This window comes from Mesorhizobium sp. P2_B11, from assembly GCF_056404855.1.
The window spans coordinates 187255-204683 of record NZ_JBFUDF010000006.1 but is presented as its reverse complement, the minus strand read 5'-3'; the positions used below and the strand labels follow the sequence as shown (position 1 = coordinate 204683).

General features: G+C 63.4%; 20 protein-coding genes. 13 read left to right on the top strand and 7 right to left on the bottom strand.

Translation table 11 applies throughout. The annotated features are described in order from the left end of the window. The first annotated feature begins 18 nt into the window (after nt 1-18). On the top strand, nt 19-954 hold the full coding sequence (locus AC1DYJ_RS20400; RefSeq protein ID WP_477426216.1) for a hypothetical protein: 936 nt from the start codon (nt 19-21) through the stop codon (nt 952-954). A 10-nt stretch (nt 955-964) separates the two neighbouring features. Here the strand turns inward: AC1DYJ_RS20400 and dprA are convergent, their stop codons facing one another. Genes dprA through AC1DYJ_RS20380 form a run of 4 tightly spaced genes read right to left on the bottom strand, consistent with a single transcriptional unit; the run spans nt 965 to nt 4999 of the window. Further along, the gene (gene dprA, locus AC1DYJ_RS20395) at nt 965-2092 is read right to left on the bottom strand and encodes a DNA-processing protein DprA (RefSeq protein ID WP_477284324.1); all 1128 of its coding nucleotides are present in this window, start codon (nt 2090-2092) and stop codon (nt 965-967) included. After that, nucleotides 2089-2694 carry a glycerol-3-phosphate 1-O-acyltransferase PlsY gene (plsY, locus tag AC1DYJ_RS20390; RefSeq protein ID WP_477284322.1) on the bottom strand — a complete coding sequence of 202 codons (606 nt, stop codon included), beginning with the start codon at nt 2692-2694 and terminating at the stop codon, nt 2089-2091. The genes dprA and plsY overlap by 4 nt, the downstream gene beginning before the upstream one ends. 56 nt (nt 2695-2750) lie before the next feature. Then, a complete protein-coding gene (locus tag AC1DYJ_RS20385) occupies nt 2751-4037 on the bottom strand; it encodes a dihydroorotase (protein ID WP_477284320.1) in 1287 nt (428 codons plus the stop codon). Further along, the gene (locus AC1DYJ_RS20380; RefSeq protein ID WP_477284319.1) at nt 4034-4999 is read right to left on the bottom strand and encodes an aspartate carbamoyltransferase catalytic subunit; all 966 of its coding nucleotides are present in this window, start codon (nt 4997-4999) and stop codon (nt 4034-4036) included. The genes AC1DYJ_RS20385 and AC1DYJ_RS20380 overlap by 4 nt, the downstream gene beginning before the upstream one ends. A 142-nt stretch (nt 5000-5141) precedes the next feature. Between AC1DYJ_RS20380 and AC1DYJ_RS20375 the strand changes: the two genes are divergently transcribed. The 3 genes from AC1DYJ_RS20375 to AC1DYJ_RS20365 all read left to right on the top strand — a co-directional run bounded on the left by AC1DYJ_RS20375 (nt 5142) and on the right by AC1DYJ_RS20365 (nt 7864). Further along, nucleotides 5142-6806: a DNA alkylation response protein gene (locus AC1DYJ_RS20375; RefSeq protein WP_477284317.1), complete on the top strand. Its 1665-nt coding sequence runs from the start codon at nt 5142-5144 to the stop codon at nt 6804-6806. A gap of 129 nt (nt 6807-6935) precedes the next feature. Continuing rightward, a complete protein-coding gene (locus AC1DYJ_RS20370; protein ID WP_477284838.1) occupies nt 6936-7523 on the top strand; it encodes a hypothetical protein in 588 nt (195 codons plus the stop codon). After that, nucleotides 7523-7864, top strand: a complete 342-nt coding sequence (locus AC1DYJ_RS20365) for a DUF6105 family protein (protein ID WP_477284315.1) — start codon at nt 7523-7525, stop codon at nt 7862-7864. Before AC1DYJ_RS20370 ends, AC1DYJ_RS20365 begins: the two co-directional genes overlap by 1 nt. On the opposite strand, the gene ruvX is transcribed toward AC1DYJ_RS20365, so the two are convergent. Further along, nucleotides 7782-8288, bottom strand: a complete 507-nt coding sequence (gene ruvX / locus AC1DYJ_RS20360) for a Holliday junction resolvase RuvX (RefSeq protein ID WP_477284313.1) — start codon at nt 8286-8288, stop codon at nt 7782-7784. The two genes, AC1DYJ_RS20365 and ruvX, sit on opposite strands and share 83 nt — an antisense overlap. 154 nt (nt 8289-8442) lie before the next feature. Here ruvX and AC1DYJ_RS20355 point away from each other — a divergent pair, with 154 nt between their 5' ends. The 8 genes from AC1DYJ_RS20355 to AC1DYJ_RS20320 all read left to right on the top strand — a co-directional run bounded on the left by AC1DYJ_RS20355 (nt 8443) and on the right by AC1DYJ_RS20320 (nt 14342). Next, nucleotides 8443-9150 (top strand): metal-dependent hydrolase, encoded by a 708-nt coding sequence (locus AC1DYJ_RS20355; protein WP_477284311.1) that lies wholly within the window; start codon nt 8443-8445, stop codon nt 9148-9150. Between the two features lie 44 nt (nt 9151-9194). Then, nucleotides 9195-9611 carry a hypothetical protein gene (locus tag AC1DYJ_RS20350; RefSeq protein ID WP_477284309.1) on the top strand — a complete coding sequence of 139 codons (417 nt, stop codon included), beginning with the start codon at nt 9195-9197 and terminating at the stop codon, nt 9609-9611. A gap of 191 nt (nt 9612-9802) precedes the next feature. Then, complete coding sequence (locus AC1DYJ_RS20345) at nt 9803-10618, top strand: radical SAM protein (RefSeq protein ID WP_477284307.1); 816 nt, start codon at nt 9803-9805, stop codon at nt 10616-10618. 70 nt (nt 10619-10688) lie between these two features. Next, nucleotides 10689-10976 (top strand): Asp-tRNA(Asn)/Glu-tRNA(Gln) amidotransferase subunit GatC, encoded by a 288-nt coding sequence (gatC, locus tag AC1DYJ_RS20340; protein ID WP_095793007.1) that lies wholly within the window; start codon nt 10689-10691, stop codon nt 10974-10976. A gap of 7 nt (nt 10977-10983) precedes the next feature. Further along, nucleotides 10984-11439 (top strand): GNAT family N-acetyltransferase, encoded by a 456-nt coding sequence (locus AC1DYJ_RS20335; RefSeq protein WP_477284306.1) that lies wholly within the window; start codon nt 10984-10986, stop codon nt 11437-11439. Beyond that, a complete protein-coding gene (locus AC1DYJ_RS20330; protein ID WP_477284304.1) occupies nt 11439-13004 on the top strand; it encodes an amidase in 1566 nt (521 codons plus the stop codon). The genes AC1DYJ_RS20335 and AC1DYJ_RS20330 overlap by 1 nt, the downstream gene beginning before the upstream one ends. Nucleotide 13005: 1 nt before the next feature. Next, nucleotides 13006-13545: a hypothetical protein gene (locus tag AC1DYJ_RS20325; RefSeq protein WP_477284302.1), complete on the top strand. Its 540-nt coding sequence runs from the start codon at nt 13006-13008 to the stop codon at nt 13543-13545. After that, on the top strand, nt 13545-14342 hold the full coding sequence (locus tag AC1DYJ_RS20320; RefSeq protein ID WP_477284300.1) for a YdcF family protein: 798 nt from the start codon (nt 13545-13547) through the stop codon (nt 14340-14342). The genes AC1DYJ_RS20325 and AC1DYJ_RS20320 overlap by 1 nt, the downstream gene beginning before the upstream one ends. Here AC1DYJ_RS20320 and AC1DYJ_RS20315 read toward each other — a convergent pair. Together AC1DYJ_RS20315 and AC1DYJ_RS20310 are read right to left on the bottom strand one after the other, a co-directional pair. Continuing rightward, on the bottom strand, nt 14291-15034 hold the full coding sequence (locus tag AC1DYJ_RS20315) for a DUF599 domain-containing protein (RefSeq protein ID WP_477284299.1): 744 nt from the start codon (nt 15032-15034) through the stop codon (nt 14291-14293). The genes AC1DYJ_RS20320 and AC1DYJ_RS20315 overlap by 52 nt on opposite strands. A 44-nt stretch (nt 15035-15078) precedes the next feature. Further along, nucleotides 15079-15774, bottom strand: coding sequence for a cysteine hydrolase family protein (locus tag AC1DYJ_RS20310; RefSeq protein ID WP_477284297.1), 696 nt, complete (start codon nt 15772-15774; stop codon nt 15079-15081). A 206-nt stretch (nt 15775-15980) separates the two neighbouring features. Between AC1DYJ_RS20310 and AC1DYJ_RS20305 the strand changes: the two genes are divergently transcribed. Continuing rightward, on the top strand, nt 15981-17384 hold the full coding sequence (locus AC1DYJ_RS20305; RefSeq protein WP_477284295.1) for an L-serine ammonia-lyase: 1404 nt from the start codon (nt 15981-15983) through the stop codon (nt 17382-17384). Nucleotides 17385-17429 lie beyond the last annotated feature (45 nt).

Sequence of the window (17429 nt, the reverse complement as noted above, 5' to 3'; positions counted from 1 at the left end):
TTCTGGCAGCGTCTTAATTTGAAGCCGCTGGCCAAACAAGCTTCGTCAGCATTGTCGCGGCCAAGGTTGCGCCTGAATTGTTCCCAGGTCATCCGGCTCGATCGAAGAGAAACTGGACTGGAGCCGTTGTTGCCTGAAAAGCCAGAAGAAAAACTGGAAAACGTGCTGATTCTCGCCCATCCCGGGCACGAACTCAGAATCCACCATTGGCTCGAGATCGCCAAACCAAGGGTCTATCTTCTGACCGACGGATCAGGCGGCAAGGAAACGTCGCGAACCGGCTATTCACGCGATGTGGTCGATTCGACGGGCGCGACATGCGGCGCGGTGTTTGGAGATATTCCCGATGGCGCCTGGTACGAGGCGCTGCTGGCGGGGAACCACGATTTTCTTGTCGGCGTGCTCTCGAGAATGCGCGCCGATCTGGCGACCGCAAGGAATGTCCAGATCGTGTCGGACGCGGTCGACGGCTATAATCCAATACATGACTTGGCCTATGCCTTTGGGCAGGCTCTCAGCCAAGGGCTGGGCAAGACGGCAAAGGTCGGCAGACAACTTTGTTCCGCTGCGGTTCCAAACGTTGCGGGACGTGTCGAATTGGAAATTCAGCTCCCCCAGGCCGCGCGGGCGAGGAAGATGGCGGCTGTTGAAAGCTACAGTCCGCTCGCCGATGAAGCGCGTCGGATCCTCGAGCGGGATCCGCAGTGCTTCGATAGGGAAAATCTGATTTCGCAGAATTTTGACTGGAATGCCTCCTGGACACCGGAGTGGGAGCGCATTGGCAAACAGCGCGTTGCCGATGGCCGCTACCGCAAATGCATTACCTACAGGGATAATGTGCAGCCCGCTGCGCGGCGCCTCGCCGTTTCACGCACACGCCCAACCGCTCTATCTCTTTGTTTTTTCGCAATTCCGGACGGAAAACCGCTCACACTTTTCCTGGAATTGCTCTAAGTCCAAGGCTTCAGGAAACCAGTGAGACATTGCCGCCGGCGTGGCGTTCGATACGGCCCGCGAGGTCGAGTTCCAGCAGCACCATGGACACTTGCGCGGCGTTGAGGCCGGTGTGGCGGATGATCTCGTCCACCGCCACCGGCGTCGGCCCCAGCACTTCGAGCACGCCGCTGCGTTCGTCCTCGCCGGGCGGCGGCGTTGCCGAAAAGTCGGGCGTCTTTTGCGCCGGCGCGGCCCTTGGCGCTCGCGGGCCGGCCAAAGGCGCGATCGCTCCGGAAACATCCGATGCCTCGGTCACCAGGGTGGCGCCGTCCTTGAGCAGGCCGTTGGAGCCGGCGCAACGCGGATCGAGCGGTGACCCCGGCACGGCAAAGACCAGCCGGCCCATCTCGCCGGCCAGGCGCGCGCTGATCAGCGAGCCGGAGCGTTGCGCCGCTTCGATCACCACCAGTCCGAGGGCGGCACCCGCGACAAGCCGGTTGCGGCGCGGAAAATCCTGCGCCCGCGGCTGCCAGCCGAACGGCATTTCCGAAATGACGGCGCCGCCGCGTTCGGCAATGTCGTTACACAGGCCGGCATTTTCGGGCGGGTAGGGGACGTCGAGCCCTCCGGCGAGCACGCCAACCGTACCGGTCGCAAGGCTGCCCTGGTGCGCCGCCGTGTCGATGCCGCGCGCCAGTCCGGAGACGATGGCGTAGCCGTCGCGGCCGAGATCCGCCGCCAGCATGCGCGCCATCTTGATGCCGGCAAGCGACGCGTTGCGGGCGCCGACAATGGCGACCGCCGGCAGACGAAACACCGTAGCTTCACCCTTCATGGCAATCAGCGGCGGCGGATTGTCCATGTTTTTCAGCATCGGCGGGTAGTCGGCCTCGCCGATGCCGACGAAGCGGGCGCCGTTCTCACTGGCCGCTTCCAGTTCCGCTTCAGCCTCCTCGACGGAAGGAATGCGAACGATCCTTTTCGCGCCACCCGAAATCATCAGCTCTGGCAGCATCTCAAGCGCTGCCTCAGCCGAGCCGAAGCGGTTGATCAATTCGCGAAACGAGGCCGGGCCGACATTTTGCGTGCGGATCAGGCGCAGCCAGCTCAGCCGCTGCCGGTCGCTGAGGCGCGGCCCGGCGGCAGGCTTGCTCAACCCTTGGCTCCGATCTTGCCTTCGGTGCCGGCAAGAAGGCGCGAAATGTTGGCGCGGTGTTTGAAGATGACGATCAGGCTCATCACCAGGAACAGCCCGGCAGTCTCAGGTGTGCTCCAGAAATAGAGCGCTATCGGCACGATGACCGCTGCCGTCAGCGCTGCCAGCGAGGAGTAGCGAAACAGAAATGCCATCGCCAGCCAGACGACCATGAAGATCAGCGCCACATGCCAGCCGAGTGCGATCAGCACGCCGAGATAGGTCGCCACGCCCTTGCCGCCCTTGAAACCAAGCCAGACCGGAAACAGATGCCCAAGGAAGGCGCCAAGGCCTGCCCAGAGTCCGAGGCCGGCCCACAATTCGTAGTCGTGTCCAAAATGGCGCGCGATCATCACCGCCGCGGTACCCTTCAGCGCGTCGAGCACCAGCGTCGCGGCAGCGAGGCCCTTGTTGCCGGTGCGCAGCACATTGGTGGCGCCGATATTGCCGGAACCGATCTTGCGCACATCGCCCAGACCAGCGGCGCGGGTGATCAGCAGGCCGAAGGGAATCGAACCCAGGAGATAGCCGAACAGCAATGCCAGGATGACGTTGTAACTCATTGTTTCCCCCCGCATTTCCCCTGACGCAGATCAGCGTTCGATGTGCCGCGATCAGTCTATGCCGAAAACACTGTGCGGCCCGCCACCAGCGTTTGCAAGACCATGCCTTGCAGCCGCGCGCCTTCGAAACAGGTGTTTTTCGAGCGCGAACGGATGCCGCTTTCGCTGACGATCCAAGGCTCTTCGAGGTCGATCACAGCAAGATCGGCTTGAGCGCCGGGCTTCAGCGTGCCGCCCGGCAGGCCGAACAGTTTCGCCGGCGCGCTCGACAGCGTCTCGATCAGCCTGAGCAGCGGCACGTCGCCATTGTGGTAGAGCCGCAGTGCTGCGCCGAGCAGCGTCTCCAGCCCGATGGCGCCGGCGGCCGCATCGGCGAAGGGCAGGCGCTTGGTGTCGACATCCTGCGGGTCGTGCGAGGAGACGATGATGTCGATGGTGCCGTCCTTGACCGCTTCGATCATCGCCAGCCGGTCCTCCTCGGCGCGCAGCGGCGGCGTCAGCCGGAAGAAGGTGCGGTATTCCCCGACATCGTTCTCGTTGAGCGACAAATTGTGGATCGCCACGCCCGCCGTGACATTGGCCTGGTCGGCTTTCGCCCGCGTTACCGCTTGCGCAGCCATCTCTGTCGATATCTTGGCCGCGTGGTAGGCGCCGCGCGTCAGCCGCGCCAGGGCCAGGTCGCGCTCCAGCGGGATGGACTCGGCCTCGCGCGGAATGCCGGCTAGGCCGAGCCAGCTGGCATAGAGGCCTTCATTCATGACGCCGGCCGAGGCGAGGTCGCCATCCTGCGTCTCATGCACGATGACGCCGCCGAAATCGCGCGCATAGGTCAGCGCCCGGCGCATCACCAGCGCGCTGGCTATTGTGTGGCGGCCATCGGTAAAGGCAACCGCGCCGGCCTCGCGCAGCAGGCCGAACTCGGTCATCTCCCGGCCGGCAAGCCCCTTGGTGATCGCCGCAGCCGGAAAGATGTTGACGATTGCGGTGTCCCTGGCGGTGCGCAGCACGAATTCGACCAGCGCGACATTGTCGATCACTGGGTCGGTATCGGGCATCATGACGATGGAGGTGACGCCGCCGGCCGCCGCTGCAACGCTTGCCGAAGCAATGGTCTCGCGGTGTTCGCCGCCGGGCTCGCCGATGAAGACGCGCGCGTCGATCAGGCCGGGAATGATCGCCTTGCCGGCGCAGTCGATGACGGTGGCGCCCGCCGGTGCGCCCTGGTTCAAGGCGGCCTTGCCGGCGGCAACGATCTTCTTGCCCTCGACGATAACCGTGCCGACTTCATCGATGCCGCGTGACGGGTCGACAATGCGGGCGCGTTCAAAGACCGTCGTGCTCATGCGCCACGGCCCTCTGCGTTGCGGCGCGGATCGAGCAGCGCTTCCATCACCGCCATGCGCACGGCAACACCCATCTCGACCTGTTCCTGGATGACGCTTTGCGGGCCATCGGCGATTTCCGACGCGATCTCGACGCCGCGGTTCATCGGTCCGGGATGCATCACCAGCGCGCCGTCCTTCGCCGCCTTCAGCTTTTCGGCATCGAGGCCGAAATAGCGGAAATATTCGCGGATAGACGGCACGAAGGAGCCTTCCATGCGCTCGCGCTGCAGCCGCAGCATCATCACCACATCGGCGCCCTTCAGCCCTTCGGCCATCGAGCGCGAGACGATGACGCCCATTTTCTCGATGCCGGACGGCAACAGTGTCGACGGCGCCACGACCCGCACCTGCGCGCCGAGCGCGTTCAAGAGCATGATGTTGGAGCGCGCCACGCGCGAATGCAGAATGTCGCCGCAGATCGCCACGATCAGCTTCGATAGCGGCCCCTTGGCGCGGCGGATGGTTAGCGCGTCGAGCAGCGCCTGTGTCGGGTGCTCATGCGCACCGTCGCCGGCATTGACCACCGAGCAACCGACCTTTTGCGCCAAAAGCGCGGCAGCACCCGCCGACTGGTGGCGGATAATGAGGATGTCGGGGCGCATGGCGTTGAGCGTCATGGCCGTATCGATCAGCGTTTCGCCCTTCTTCACCGACGAGCTTGCGACCGACATGTTCATGACATCGGCGCCAAGCCGCTTTCCGGCCAGTTCGAACGACGATTGCGTGCGGGTCGAGGCTTCGTAGAAGAGGTTGATCTGGGTGCGGCCGCGCAGCGTCGAGGTCTTTTTCTCGGACTGCCGCGAAATGGCGACGGCGCGGTCGGCGCGATCAAGCAACAGCTCGATATCGGCGGGGGAAAGATCGCGGATGCCCAGAAGATGGCGGTGAGGATAAAGCGGCAGGGACGAAGCGTCGGTCATCTCAAGGCGCTGCTATAGGGGGGAGAATTCCTTGCCGCAAGCGCCAGCTTGGGATTGCGGCCTTTCTCCCCGGTATTTTCGTCGCGCGCTCCGGTAAGCTTGGGCTATATCTAGCCGATGGCCTCGGATTCGAAGCCTCGTAATGACAAAGGCCATTCTACCTTCAGAAGGATCGGGCGTGACCGACGACGTGACCAACCAGCCGCCGCCGCTGACGGGCGGCAACGCCTGGCGTGGCGATCCGTTGCTGATCCAACTCGCCGAGCGTTTTTCCGATCCGGTGCGCAAGGATCTCGACGGACTTGGCCGCTTCGTCCTGACGCAGGAGGCCCAGGAGCTGGCGCGCCTTGCCAATGTCGAGACGCCGAAGCTGCGCACGCATGACCGCCAGGGAAGGCGGATCGACCAGGTCGAGTTCCATCCGGCCTATCATGCGCTGATGCGCCGCTCAGTCGCCGGCGGGCTGCATTCCTCGATCTGGGAGAACGGCGACAGCGAGATCGGCCGCCGCCATCAGGTGCGCGCGGCACGTTTCTATCTGACCGCCGAGCTCGAAACCGGGCATCTCTGCCCCATCACCATGACCAGCGCGTCGCTGGCCGCGCTGATGGCCAGCCCAAAGCTGTTTCGTGAATGGGCGCCGCGCGTGACGACGCGCAAATACGACCAGAGCCAGAAGCCGCCGGTCGAGAAGACCGGGCTGACGCTTGGCATGGGCATGACCGAAAAGCAGGGCGGCACCGATGTGCGCGCCAACACCACAAGGGCCGAGCGCGCCGGMAGCGGCTTTTATCGCCTGACCGGCCACAAATGGTTCATGTCGGCGCCGATGTCGGACGCTTTTCTTGTGCTTGGGCAGGCGCCGGAAGGGCTTTCCTGCTTTCTTGTTCCCCGTATCCTCGGTGACGGCTCCGGCAACGGTTTCCGCTTTCAGCGGCTGAAGGACAAGCTCGGCAATCGCTCTAACGCCTCTTCGGAGGTGGAGTTCGTCAATGCCATCGGCGAAATGGTCGGCGAGCCCGGCGCCGGCGTGAAGACGATCATGGACATGGTCACCTTGACCCGGCTCGACTGCGCCGTCGCTTCGTCGGCGATCATGCGCGCAGGCTTGGCCGAGGCCGTTCATCACACCCGCCACCGCCAGGTGTTCGGTTCGACGCTGATCGAACAGCCGCTGATGCAGCGCGTGCTGGCCGACATGGCGCTCGATGTCGCCGCCGCCACAGCGCTCTCGTTCCGGCTTGCACGCTCCTTCGACGAGGCGGCAAGCGACCGCGGCGAAGCAGCCTTTGCCCGCGCCATGACGCCGGTGGTCAAATACTGGGTCTGCAAGATTGCGCCGCCACTGCTCTATGAGGCAATGGAATGCCTCGGCGGCAATGGCTATGTCGAGGAAGCGCCACTCGCCCGCTACTGTCGCGAAGCTCCGGTCAACGCGATCTGGGAAGGGTCGGGCAATGTCATGGCGCTCGACGTGCTGCGCGTGCTTGGCCGCGCGCCCGGCCTGTTCGAGGAGGTGCTGGCCGGCATCGACCGCGATCTCGGCGCCGGTGGTCGCGGCACCATCGGCGTGCTCAAGGCTGCCATGCAGGTCGCGGGCACCGATGAGGGATCGGCGCGGCTGCTCACCGAGCAATTGGCGCTGTCGGCGGCCGCAGCGGAATTGCGCCGGCTGGGGGCAGGGCGGATTGCCGATGCCTTCGTCGAGACGCGGCTCGCCGGCCAGTGGCGCAACACCTATGGCATGCTCGATTCGCGCCACGATGCGCGCATGATCATCGACACGCTTTATCCGCCGGTGAACTGAGGCCAGCTGCACAGTTTTGCACTCAAGAGTTTACTGCCGCCTGTGGATGGACGTTAACCTTAACAAATGGTTTCCATTGCAGCGGCGGGCCGCAAAGCCCACTGTCTTTGTCACCAAAGCAGGAATGCCATGCGGCCCATTTTGACCTCCTTTCTGGCCTTGCACTGGGCAGCGGTTTTCGCCCTGCTGGCGTTCATCTGCGTCGATGGAAACCGCGGCGTTGCGGGCGCTCTCGGCGTGCTCGGGGTTGCTATGGAAAACACCCATCTGGTCGAACTCGACAACGCTGCCGTCGTGGCGCCGCTCGCTGTTGCCTTGCTGGTCGTCGCGGTGCTGTTTTGCTGGGTCTTCGTCGAGAGTTTGGTTAATGCCGCAGCGAACCCTGACGGGGCCGACAGTGTGGCGCGGACCGCCTTTGTTTCCGCATCCGCCGTGTTGTCCCTGATCCTGGTCGGCGGTGCGGCGCAAGGCGTCAACGGCCTATTTTTGGTTGTCGCCGTGCAGCTGGCGGCACTTCTGGCCTCTTACGTCGCCATGCACGCCGAGCGGAGGTCGGTTTTGGCCGTCGCGATTTCCAGGGAGGCTGAGAGCCGCGCCACTGCGCATGCCATGGCCAAAGGCGCGGCGCACGGGTCCTTGCTGTCGCGCATTTCAGGCCGGCCGGACATAGGTCACAGCGGCCACAGAGACGGCTCCAGTCTCAGGGACGGTCACTGATGCGCACGCTGTTCGTATTGTGGGCCGCGCCACTCGCTCTGTTCTGGGGCTGGTTCTTCCTGTCGCTCAACGACATCAATTTCGGCTACGTCATGCTCAGCCGGCAGCTGCACGATGTTGTGTTCGAGCTCTACGGCCAGATGCTGGGCATCGATCCGGCGATCATTCCCGGCATGGTGGCAAGGGCCTGCGTCTTTGACGGCTTCCTGCTGATGGCGCTGTGGGCGTTCCGGCGCCGACGCATCATCGCCGCCTGGATCAGCCGGAAGGTGGGGAATCCGGTTCCGGCCGATCGGATGAGCCAAGCGACTGGAGTCGATCTAAAGCTCCCTGCAGAATAAAGGCTGCCGCCGCCGAATCGATCTTGCCGGCGCGTTTTCGCCGCGAGAAATCCATTTCGATCAACGTCCGCTCTGCGGCGACCGTCGACAGCCGCTCGTCCCACAGCACGAAGGGCAGGTCGGTCATTCCAGCCATGTTGCGCACGAAGGCGCGCGATTTCTGGGCCCGCGGCCCTTCCGACCCGTCCATGTTGATGGGCAGGCCGAGCACGAATGCGCCGATATTGTCCTTCTGCAACTGGGCAAGCAGCGCCGCCGCATCCAGCGAAAACTTCTTGCGCAAGATCACCGGGCGCGGATGGGCGAAGGACAGGCCGCGGTCGGAGACGGCGACACCGATCGTCTTGTCGCCGAGATCGAGCCCGGCCAGCGTCCTGCCGCCTTCCAGGCGTGCCGGCAATTCCTCGATTGCTATGATGCCCAACGGCTTTCCCCAAAAACCAGTTTTACCCGTGACCCAGTCTTACCCGCGACAAAGCGCGTGACACGTTCTTTTGAACCGCCAGCATACTATGTCACTTTAATTTTGCTGCCGGCGTTCTATCTTCCGGCGCAACCAAAATCGAGGAACACGATCGATGAAATTGACCTGGTACGGACATTCGGCCTTTCGCATCGAGACATCGGGCGCGACCATCCTGATCGACCCCTATCTCATCGGCAATCCGTCCTGGACGGGCGGCTGGGAAGGGCCGGCTGAAGGCGTAACCCACGTACTTTTGACCCACGGGCACAACGACCATGTCAGCGGCGCGGTGGAGGTGCTGAAGAAGAGCGGCGCCCAGCTGGTCGCCAACTACGAGATCTGCATGTACCTGGTCGGCCAGGGCGTCGACGGCAATAAGATCAACCCCGGCAATCTCGGTGGCACCGTCGATTGCGGCGCCTTCACCACCACCTTCGTCCAGGCGCTGCATTCCTCGTCGTTTGGCCTCGATGGCGGCCAGAACGTCTATCTCGGCAATCCCGGCGGGCTGGTCCTGCATTTTCCGGAAGACAAGACGCTTTACCACATGGGCGACACCGACATCTTCTCCGACATGGCGCTGATCAACGAATTGCATGAGCCGAAGATCGGCATCGTGCCGGTCGGCGACCGCTTCACCATGGGCGGTGCGGTGGCGGCCCTTGCCTGCCGGCGCTTCTTCCACTTCGACACGGTCGTGCCCTGTCACTTCGGCACCTTCCCGATCATCGACCCGACAGCGGAAAAGTTCGTCGCAGGGCTGGAAGGGTCCGATATCAAGGTGGCCTTGCCAGCAATCGGCCAAACGATCACACTATAGAGCGATCGTTTGGACGATCCCTTGTCGCAAAAGGGAATGAAACCATGGGCTTGAGAAGGACTCTTTGCGCTTCGATGCTGGTTGCGGCGTCACCCGTATCGGCCGCCGAGGACTTCATCAAGGGCGTCTATCTCCAAACCCAGGAGCTTTGTGCGCAAGCCAAAAAGGACACGCTGCAAACCCTGATCGACGCCGGCAATGTCATCTTGTCGGCGGACGGCCTGCAAAGCGTCGAGTATAATTGCGAGTTCGTCCAGGTCACCAAGGCGACGCGCTCGCCGAGCTGGGCGGTCACCGCCATCTGCCAGGAACCGGGCTTTCTCTTTCCCGACGTCCTGTCGATCACGCAGATGAACGCGACGCAAATCGACATCGTCTCGGTGCGGCCGACCGCTGACGAAGGCGAGCAGGCCGGCAATGGCGGCAGCTACTATCTGTGCGACGGCGTGTCCCTGCCTTAGAGCAATTCCAGGAAAAGTGTGGAGCGGTTTTCCCGGGAAAAGCGCACAGCGCTTTCCCTTGGGAATTGCGTAAAACAAAGAAGGCTGAAATTTGCCGCCGGCGAGATGATGCACCGCACATATCCACATGCTAGCGTGGCCCCATGGGGATGCTGAAAAGGGTTGGATCGCTATTGCGGGGAGAGCGGCCGGTGTTCCGGAAGCTCGAACTGCATGTTGCGCATGGCTGCAACCTGGCCTGCGAAAGCTGCTCGCACTATTCCAACCATGCCCATTCCGGCACGGTATCGCTTGAGGATGCCGACCGCTGGATGAGCCTGTGGAGCGGGCGCGTGTCGGTGACGCGCTTTTCACTGCTTGGTGGCGAACCCACCATCCATCCGCAATTGCCGCAATTTGTCGGTCTGGTGCGGCGGCATTGGCCGCATACCCAGATCGAGATCGTCTCGAACGGCTTCTTCCTGCACCGCCACCCGTCCTTGCCCACCATCCTCGCGGCGGACCCGGATGCCCGCCTCGTCATCTCCGTGCATCACGATTCCGAGGAATATCGCGACCGGCTGAAACCGGTCTTCGCCGTGCTGGAACAATGGCGGCATGAGCATGGTTTTGTCGCCAAAGTGCGTCCCGCGCACAAGAACTGGACCCGGCGCTACGAAGGTTTTGGCGACGCGATGCTGCCCTACGAGGATGGCGATCCGCGCGCCAGCTGGGAGGTCTGTCCGGCCCGCCACTGCAAGCAGCTTCTCGATGGGCGCATCTGGAAATGCGCACCCTTGGCCTATCTGCCCATGCAGAAGGCAAAATACCGCCTTGGCGACAAATGGGATCGCTATCTCGCCTATCAGCCGCTCGACCCGGATTGCTCGCGCACCGAACTCGACGCTTTCGCCGCCCTCGAGGACGAAGCCGCGTGCGGCATGTGTCCAGCCAAGGAGCGCCTGTTCGAATTGCCGCTTCCGCTGCGCCTGCCGAAGGCCCGGGCCGGCACTGCCGCGCAGCCCTGAGCACGATCGATGTTGCGCGGCACGCGCCGCGCCGCTATAGCGCCATCTGGTTTTCCCAAAGGCTAAAGACATGTCGGTTGATCTGCAGACAGTGAAGCGCGTTGCGCGTCTCGCCCGCATTGCGGTGAGCGAGGAGGATGCCGAGCGCATGACCGGCGAATTGAACGCCATTTTAGGCTTCGTCGAGCAGCTGAACGAGGTCGATGTCTCCGGCGTCGAGCCGATGACCTCGGTGACGCCGATGGAGATGAAGAAGCGCCAGGACGTCGTTACCGACGGCAGCAAGGCTGCCGACATCGTCGCCAACGCGCCGGCCACCGAAGAGAATTTCTTCCTCGTGCCGAAGGTCGTGGAGTAGGCGGCCGATGGCAATCGAGATCGCCATCGAAACGCCGCTGCAGGACGATGTCCGCGCTTTGGTCGAGGAGCTCAACGCGACGCTGCTCGAACTGACGCCCCCGGAGCATTGCTACCACCTCACGGTCGAGCAGATGGCTGGCGACGACACCACGGTCTTGATTGCCCGCGACGACGGCCAGGCCATCGGCTGCGGCGCGCTGAAGCGCCATGACGATACTGTTGGCGAGGTCAAGCGCATGTACACGCGGCCCTCGCATCGCGGTCGCAAGATCGGCGCCAAGATCGTCGAGCGGGTCGAGACCCTGGCGCGTCAAGAAGGATTGAAGCGCCTGGTGCTGGAAACCGGCGACCGCCATCCCGCGGCATGGGCCGTCTACGAACGCGCCGGCTTCTCGCGCTGCGGGCCGGTGCTGGATTATCCCGATTCCGAGTGGTCGGTGTTTTACGAAAAGAGCCTTTGATGAGCGAACTGACCCATCTGACGATTTCGCAGGCCCGCGCCAAGCTGCGCGGCAAGGAGATCACCGCCGCCGAGATCACCGAGGCCTATCTCTCGGCCATCGAGCGCGCCAATCCGGTGTTGAATGCCTACATCGTTGTCACCGTCGACAAGGCGCGCGACATGGCCAAGGCCTCCGACGCGAAGCTCGCCAAGGGTGAGGGCGGTGCGCTGGAAGGCATCCCGCTTGGCATTAAGGATCTGTTCGGCACCGAAGGTGTCCACACCCAGGCTTGCAGCCACGTGCTGGACGGCTTCAAGCCGCGCTATGAATCGACCGTCACCGCCAATCTGTGGGCCGATGGCGCCGTCATGCTGGGCAAGCTCAACATGGACGAGTTCGCCATGGGCTCGTCCAACGAGACTTCCTATTACGGCCCGGTCGTCAATCCGTGGCGGCGTTCGCGCCTCGACACGGTGGTGATGCCGACCACGCATCAGGGCGATGGCGGCTTTGTCTCGGCCGGCGGCACCAAGACCGCACGCACGCTGGACAATGCGCAGCTCGTTCCGGGCGGCTCATCGGGCGGCTCGGCCTCCGCCGTCTCGGCTTTCCTGTGCGCCGGCGCCACCGCCACCGACACCGGCGGCTCGATCCGCCAGCCCGCCGCCTTCACCGGCACGGTCGGCATCAAGCCGACCTATGGCCGCTGCTCGCGCTGGGGCATCGTCGCCTTCGCCTCGTCGCTCGACCAGGCCGGCCCGATTGCGCGTGACGTGCGCGACGCCGCGATCATGCTGAAGTCGATGGCCTCGGTCGATGCCAGGGACACCACTTCGGTCGACCGGCCCGTACCGGACTATGAGGCGGCGATCGGCAAGCCGATCAAGGGCATGAAGGTCGGCATTCCCAGGGAATACCGCGTCGACGGCATGCCTGAAGAGATCGAGGCGCTGTGGCAGAAGGGCATTGCCTGGCTGAAGGACGCCGGCGCCGAGATCGTCGACATCTCGCTGCCGCACACCAAATATGCTTTGCCGGCCTATTATATCGTCGCGCCCGCCGAAGCCTCGTCCAATCTCGCCCGCTATGACGGTGTCCGCTACGGCCTGCGCGTGCCAGGCAAGGACATTGTCGACATGTACGAAAAGACCCGCGCCGCCGGTTTCGGCCGTGAGGTCAAGCGCCGCATCATGATCGGCACCTATGTGCTGTCGGCCGGCTACTACGATGCCTACTATCTGCAGGCGCAGAAGGTGCGCAATCTGATCAAGCGCGACTTCGAGACCGTGTTTGCCGCCGGCGTCGACGTCATCCTCACGCCGGCGACGCCGTCCGCCGCCTTCGGCATCGCCGATGAGGACATGGCAGCCGACCCGGTAAAAATGTATCTCAACGACATTTTCACGGTGACGGTGAACATGGCCGGCTTGCCGGGCATCGCGGTGCCAGCCGGCATCGATGCCAAGGGCCTGCCGCTCGGCCTGCAGCTGATCGGCCGTCCCTTCGACGAGGAAACCCTGTTCCAGACCGCTGCCGTTATCGAGCAGGCGGCGGGAACCTTCCAGCCGGAGAAGTGGTGGTAGCATGCCGCCCCCGTCTCGCATTTCCATCGTCGAGACGGGAAACGAACTGCGGATCACAAACCCGCCTCGCTCCTCGGATTTCAGGACAGGCTTTGTCCTGATTGGGGCCGCGATCGTTGCCTATACCGGCTACATGGGACTGAGAGACACGTCGCTGGCGACGGTCAGCAGCGGCACCCTTGGCCTGCTGTCGTTCGTGGCGATCATTGCCCTGTTCACCTACTTCCTCGGCAAGGATTTCATCTGGCTGGTGTTCGGCAACGAAACCTTGCGGCTCACCAACGCCGTGGTCGTGCGCGACATCAGGGGTTCTTTGCAAAATCGTTCGTCATTGCCTTTGAAAGGGCACCTTAACGTCGAAATCCTCGATCATACCTATCCGACGGACGAAGTCGGGCTGTTGGAAGTCATCCGTTTGACCAACACGAACGGCACCCTTGTTTTCGGCAGGGAGTTGAGCGGTGAGGAGGCGGAGGTTGTGGCGAATGCGATCCAGGATTTCATCGGCCGTCAAAAATTCATGCTGGCGATAGGCAGGTAATGTTCTTCTATCTTTCCAAGATCTTCTGGTTCTTCGTCCAGCCGCTCAACCTGGCGATTTTCCTGCTGCTGGCTGGTTTGCTCGCGGCGCTGATCGGCCGGCGGCGACTGGCGGCGACAGGCAGCGTGTTCGCCTTCCTGATTCTCGCGCTGTCGGCCTGGACGTCGCTCGGCGCCATGATGCTCAATCCGCTCGAAGAGCGATTTCCCAGGCCACCGCTGCCGCAGAAGGTAGACGGCATCGTCGTGCTCGGCGGCGGTTTCGAGGGCGCCATCAATCTGGTGCGCGGCGGTTACGAGTTGAATTCCGGCGGCGACCGCATGGTTGAGACGGCGATCCTCGCCCGCCGCTTTCCCGAGGCAAAGGTGGTTGTGTCAGGCGGTACCGGCGAACTGTTGCTGGAGGGTGAGGGCGATGCGGCCACCGCGCCGCGCCTGCTTGGCGCGCTTGGCGTCAGTGCGGACCGGCTGGTGCTCGAGAGCAAATCCCGCAACACCTATGAGAATGCCGTCTTCAGCAAGGAGATGGTGACGCCGAAACCGGGCGAGACCTGGCTGCTGGTGACCTCCGCCTTCCACATGGCGCGCTCCAAGGCGCTGTTCGACAAGGCCGGCTTTCCGACGACGCCTTGGCCTGTCGACTATCGCACCTCGGGAAAGGAAGGCTTTGGTCTGTTTCGAGACAATGCACCCGATTCGCTGCAGACCACGACCACGGCGATCCGCGAATGGATCGGGCTCGCCGCCTATTGGCTGTCGGGCCGGATCGACCAGCTTTTCCCTGGCCCGGGCGGCTGACCGATCACAGCTTGCCTGGCGGCGGAGAAGAATTGGCGCCGCACCAGCACTGCCAGAAGCAGCAGCGTCGACAGAACGAACACGATCGGGTCGACGAACCAGCCGAGATAGCCGATCGAGAAGAACACGGCGCGCAGGCCTGAATTGAAATGCTTGCCGGCCAGCATGTTCATGCGCGCCGCGCGCCACACCGCCGTCTCGCTGACCGGGTTGCGCGAGGCCTCGCCATGCGGGATCGGCACCGCGCCGATCAGGATCGTGCAATAGTTGAAGAGACGATAGGCCCAGCCGAACTTGAAGAAGGCAAAGGCCAGGATCAGCACCAGGCCGAAAACCTTCATCTGGAAGGCCGAGCGCGACGAGGTCGCGTTCAACGGCAGGTCGTTCAGCACGTCAAGTACCCGGTCGGAGGCGCCTAGCAGCGCGAAGCAGCCACCGAGCGCAATCAGCGACGAGGAAGCGAAAAAAGCGGTGCCTTGCTGCAGGCCGCTCATGATGGCGGTGTCGACGATCCGGATCTCGCGCTCGGCCATGGTGCGCATCCAGGCCTCGCGCTGCACATTCATGGCCATCGTCAGCGACACCCGGCTGACCAGCTTGCCGTCGGACGCCAGCGTGTGCAGCCACCATGCGAGGAGGAAGAAAGCCAGCGCGGCAAGATCAGCCGTCGACAGATGAAAGGAATCGCCCATGCAGCCCTTTTACCACAGGCCGGGCGCCGGTTTCGACGGCTGGCTCAGGCCGGCAAAGGCGCCGCGGCTTCCATGCGCAACGCCTCGACGACGCTGTCAGTTCTGGTGATCCATCCGAAGGCGTGTTCGAAATTCCACAACGTCGACTGGCGATTGAAATCGGGGCCTGAATGGTTCATCGCGTCCTCGACCAGGATCGGCCAGAATTCCAGCATGTAGGCGGCGCGTGCGGTCGCATCGACGCAGACGTTGGTGGCGACCCCGGTAAACAGCAGATTTCGGATCTTGTGGGCGCGCAGGTGCGCTTCCAGGCCGGTGTTGCAAAAGCCGCTGTAGCGCGATTTGCGGATGATCTGGTCGCCCGGCTCGGGCTTCAGCGCGTCGAAGATCTGCCAGTCCCAGCTGTTGTCGATCAACAGTCTGCCGGCAAGGTCGGGACGTTCGCGCATCATCACCATCCCCAGTTCCTTGTGATGGTTCGGGGACGAGGCGTCTCCCGCATCGCTGAGATCGGGCTTGTACGACATCTGCAGATAAATGATGCTGACGCCGGCCCCGCGTGCCGCCTTGAGCAGGCGCTTGTTGGCCTCGATTGCAGGTGCGGCGCCGGATATGTCGAAGCCGGCGAGGTCGAACATGCCGCCTTTCGAGGCAAAGGCGTTCTGCATGTCCACAACGACAACAGCGGTCTGGGCAGGCGCGATGCGCACCGGCTGCGGCCTGGCATTCAACGTCAGCACGGCTTCCTCCCTTGCAAATGAGAAGCGAGGCCAAATGCGGCGGGCCTGCGATAGGGAGAATAGCCGCGCCGTCATGGTCGGGCAATCAATGTCGCTGCCGGAGCAAACAAGGTCGGCGGGTGCAGCGCCGCTTTTGTCAAAACAGCACAAACATCATGGAAAGTCCTATATGTAGGTCTTGATCTCATTCCCGGAGACGGCGCAGCGTGTTCCTTTCGGTTTTCGACCTGTTCAAGATCGGCATCGGGCCGTCGAGTTCGCACACGATGGGACCGATGACGGCGGCGCGGCGATTTCTCGACGAGATCGCCGGCGATGATTGGCCACGCCCGGTCGGCGTCAAGGTCGATCGGATCGGCGCCAGCCTGCACGGCTCGCTCGCCTATACCGGTATCGGCCATGGCTCGGACCGCGCCGTTATTCTCGGCCTTGCCGGCCTGACGCCGCAGACGGTCGATCCCGATCAGGCTGAGGGCGTCGCCACGCGAATCGCCGCCGAGAAGCGGATATCGCCGCCCGGCCATCCCTCCTATCGCTTCGATCCGGCGACGGATCTGGTGCTGGACAGGAAGACGCCGCTCACCGGCCACGCCAACGGCATGGCGTTCTACGCCTACGATGCCGGCGACCGGCTGCTGCTCAAGCGCATCTATTATTCGATCGGCGGCGGCTTCGTTGTGTCCGAGGAAGAGCTGCAGCGGATGAAGGTGAAGGGTTCGGTGACCACCGAAGGCAAAAAAGTGCCTTACCCCTTCAAGAACGCCGTCGAGATGCTGAAGATGGCAGGCAAGAGCGGGCTGTCGATCGCCGATATGAAGCGCGTCAACGAAGAGGCCCATATGTCGCGCGAGGAGCTCGACAGCGGCCTCGATGCCATCTGGGGCGCCATGAAGGGCTGTATCGACCGCGGCCTGTCGCAGGACGGCATCATGCCCGGCGGGCTGAAGGTGCGCCGCCGTGCTCGCATGCTGCACGACAAGCTGCAGGAGCAATGGCAGCAGAACAAGCCCAACCCGTTGCTCGCCAATGACTGGCTGTCGATCTACGCCATGGCGGTGAACGAAGAAAACGCCGCCGGCGGCCGCGTCGTCACCGCACCGACCAATGGCGCGGCCGGCACGCTGCCGGCGGTGCTGCGCTACTGGCTGCATTTCCATCCGGAAGCCGACCAGCCGAGCATCCGCGACTTCCTGCTGACGGCAGCCGCTGTCGGCGGCATCATCAAGACCAACGCCTCGATCTCTGGTGCCGAGGTCGGCTGCCAAGGCGAGGTCGGTTCGGCATCGGCGATGGCCGCTGCAGGCCTCTGTGCCGTCATGGGCGGCACGCCCGAGCAGGTCGAAAACGCCGCGGAGATCGCGCTCGAACATCATCTCGGCATGACCTGCGATCCGGTCGGCGGGCTGGTGCAGGTGCCTTGCATCGAGCGCAATGCGCTTGGCGCCGTCAAGGCGGTGACCGCCGCCTCGCTCGCCATCAAGGGCGACGGCGTCCATTTCGTGCCGCTCGACGCCGCGATCGAAACCATGCGCCAGACCGGCCTCGATATGAACGAGAAGTACAAGGAAACCAGCCTTGGCGGGCTGGCTGTCAATGTCGTGGAGTGCTGAAGGCACACGCTACTGGCACTGTGGAGAAGTCGGGCAGGGCCGTTG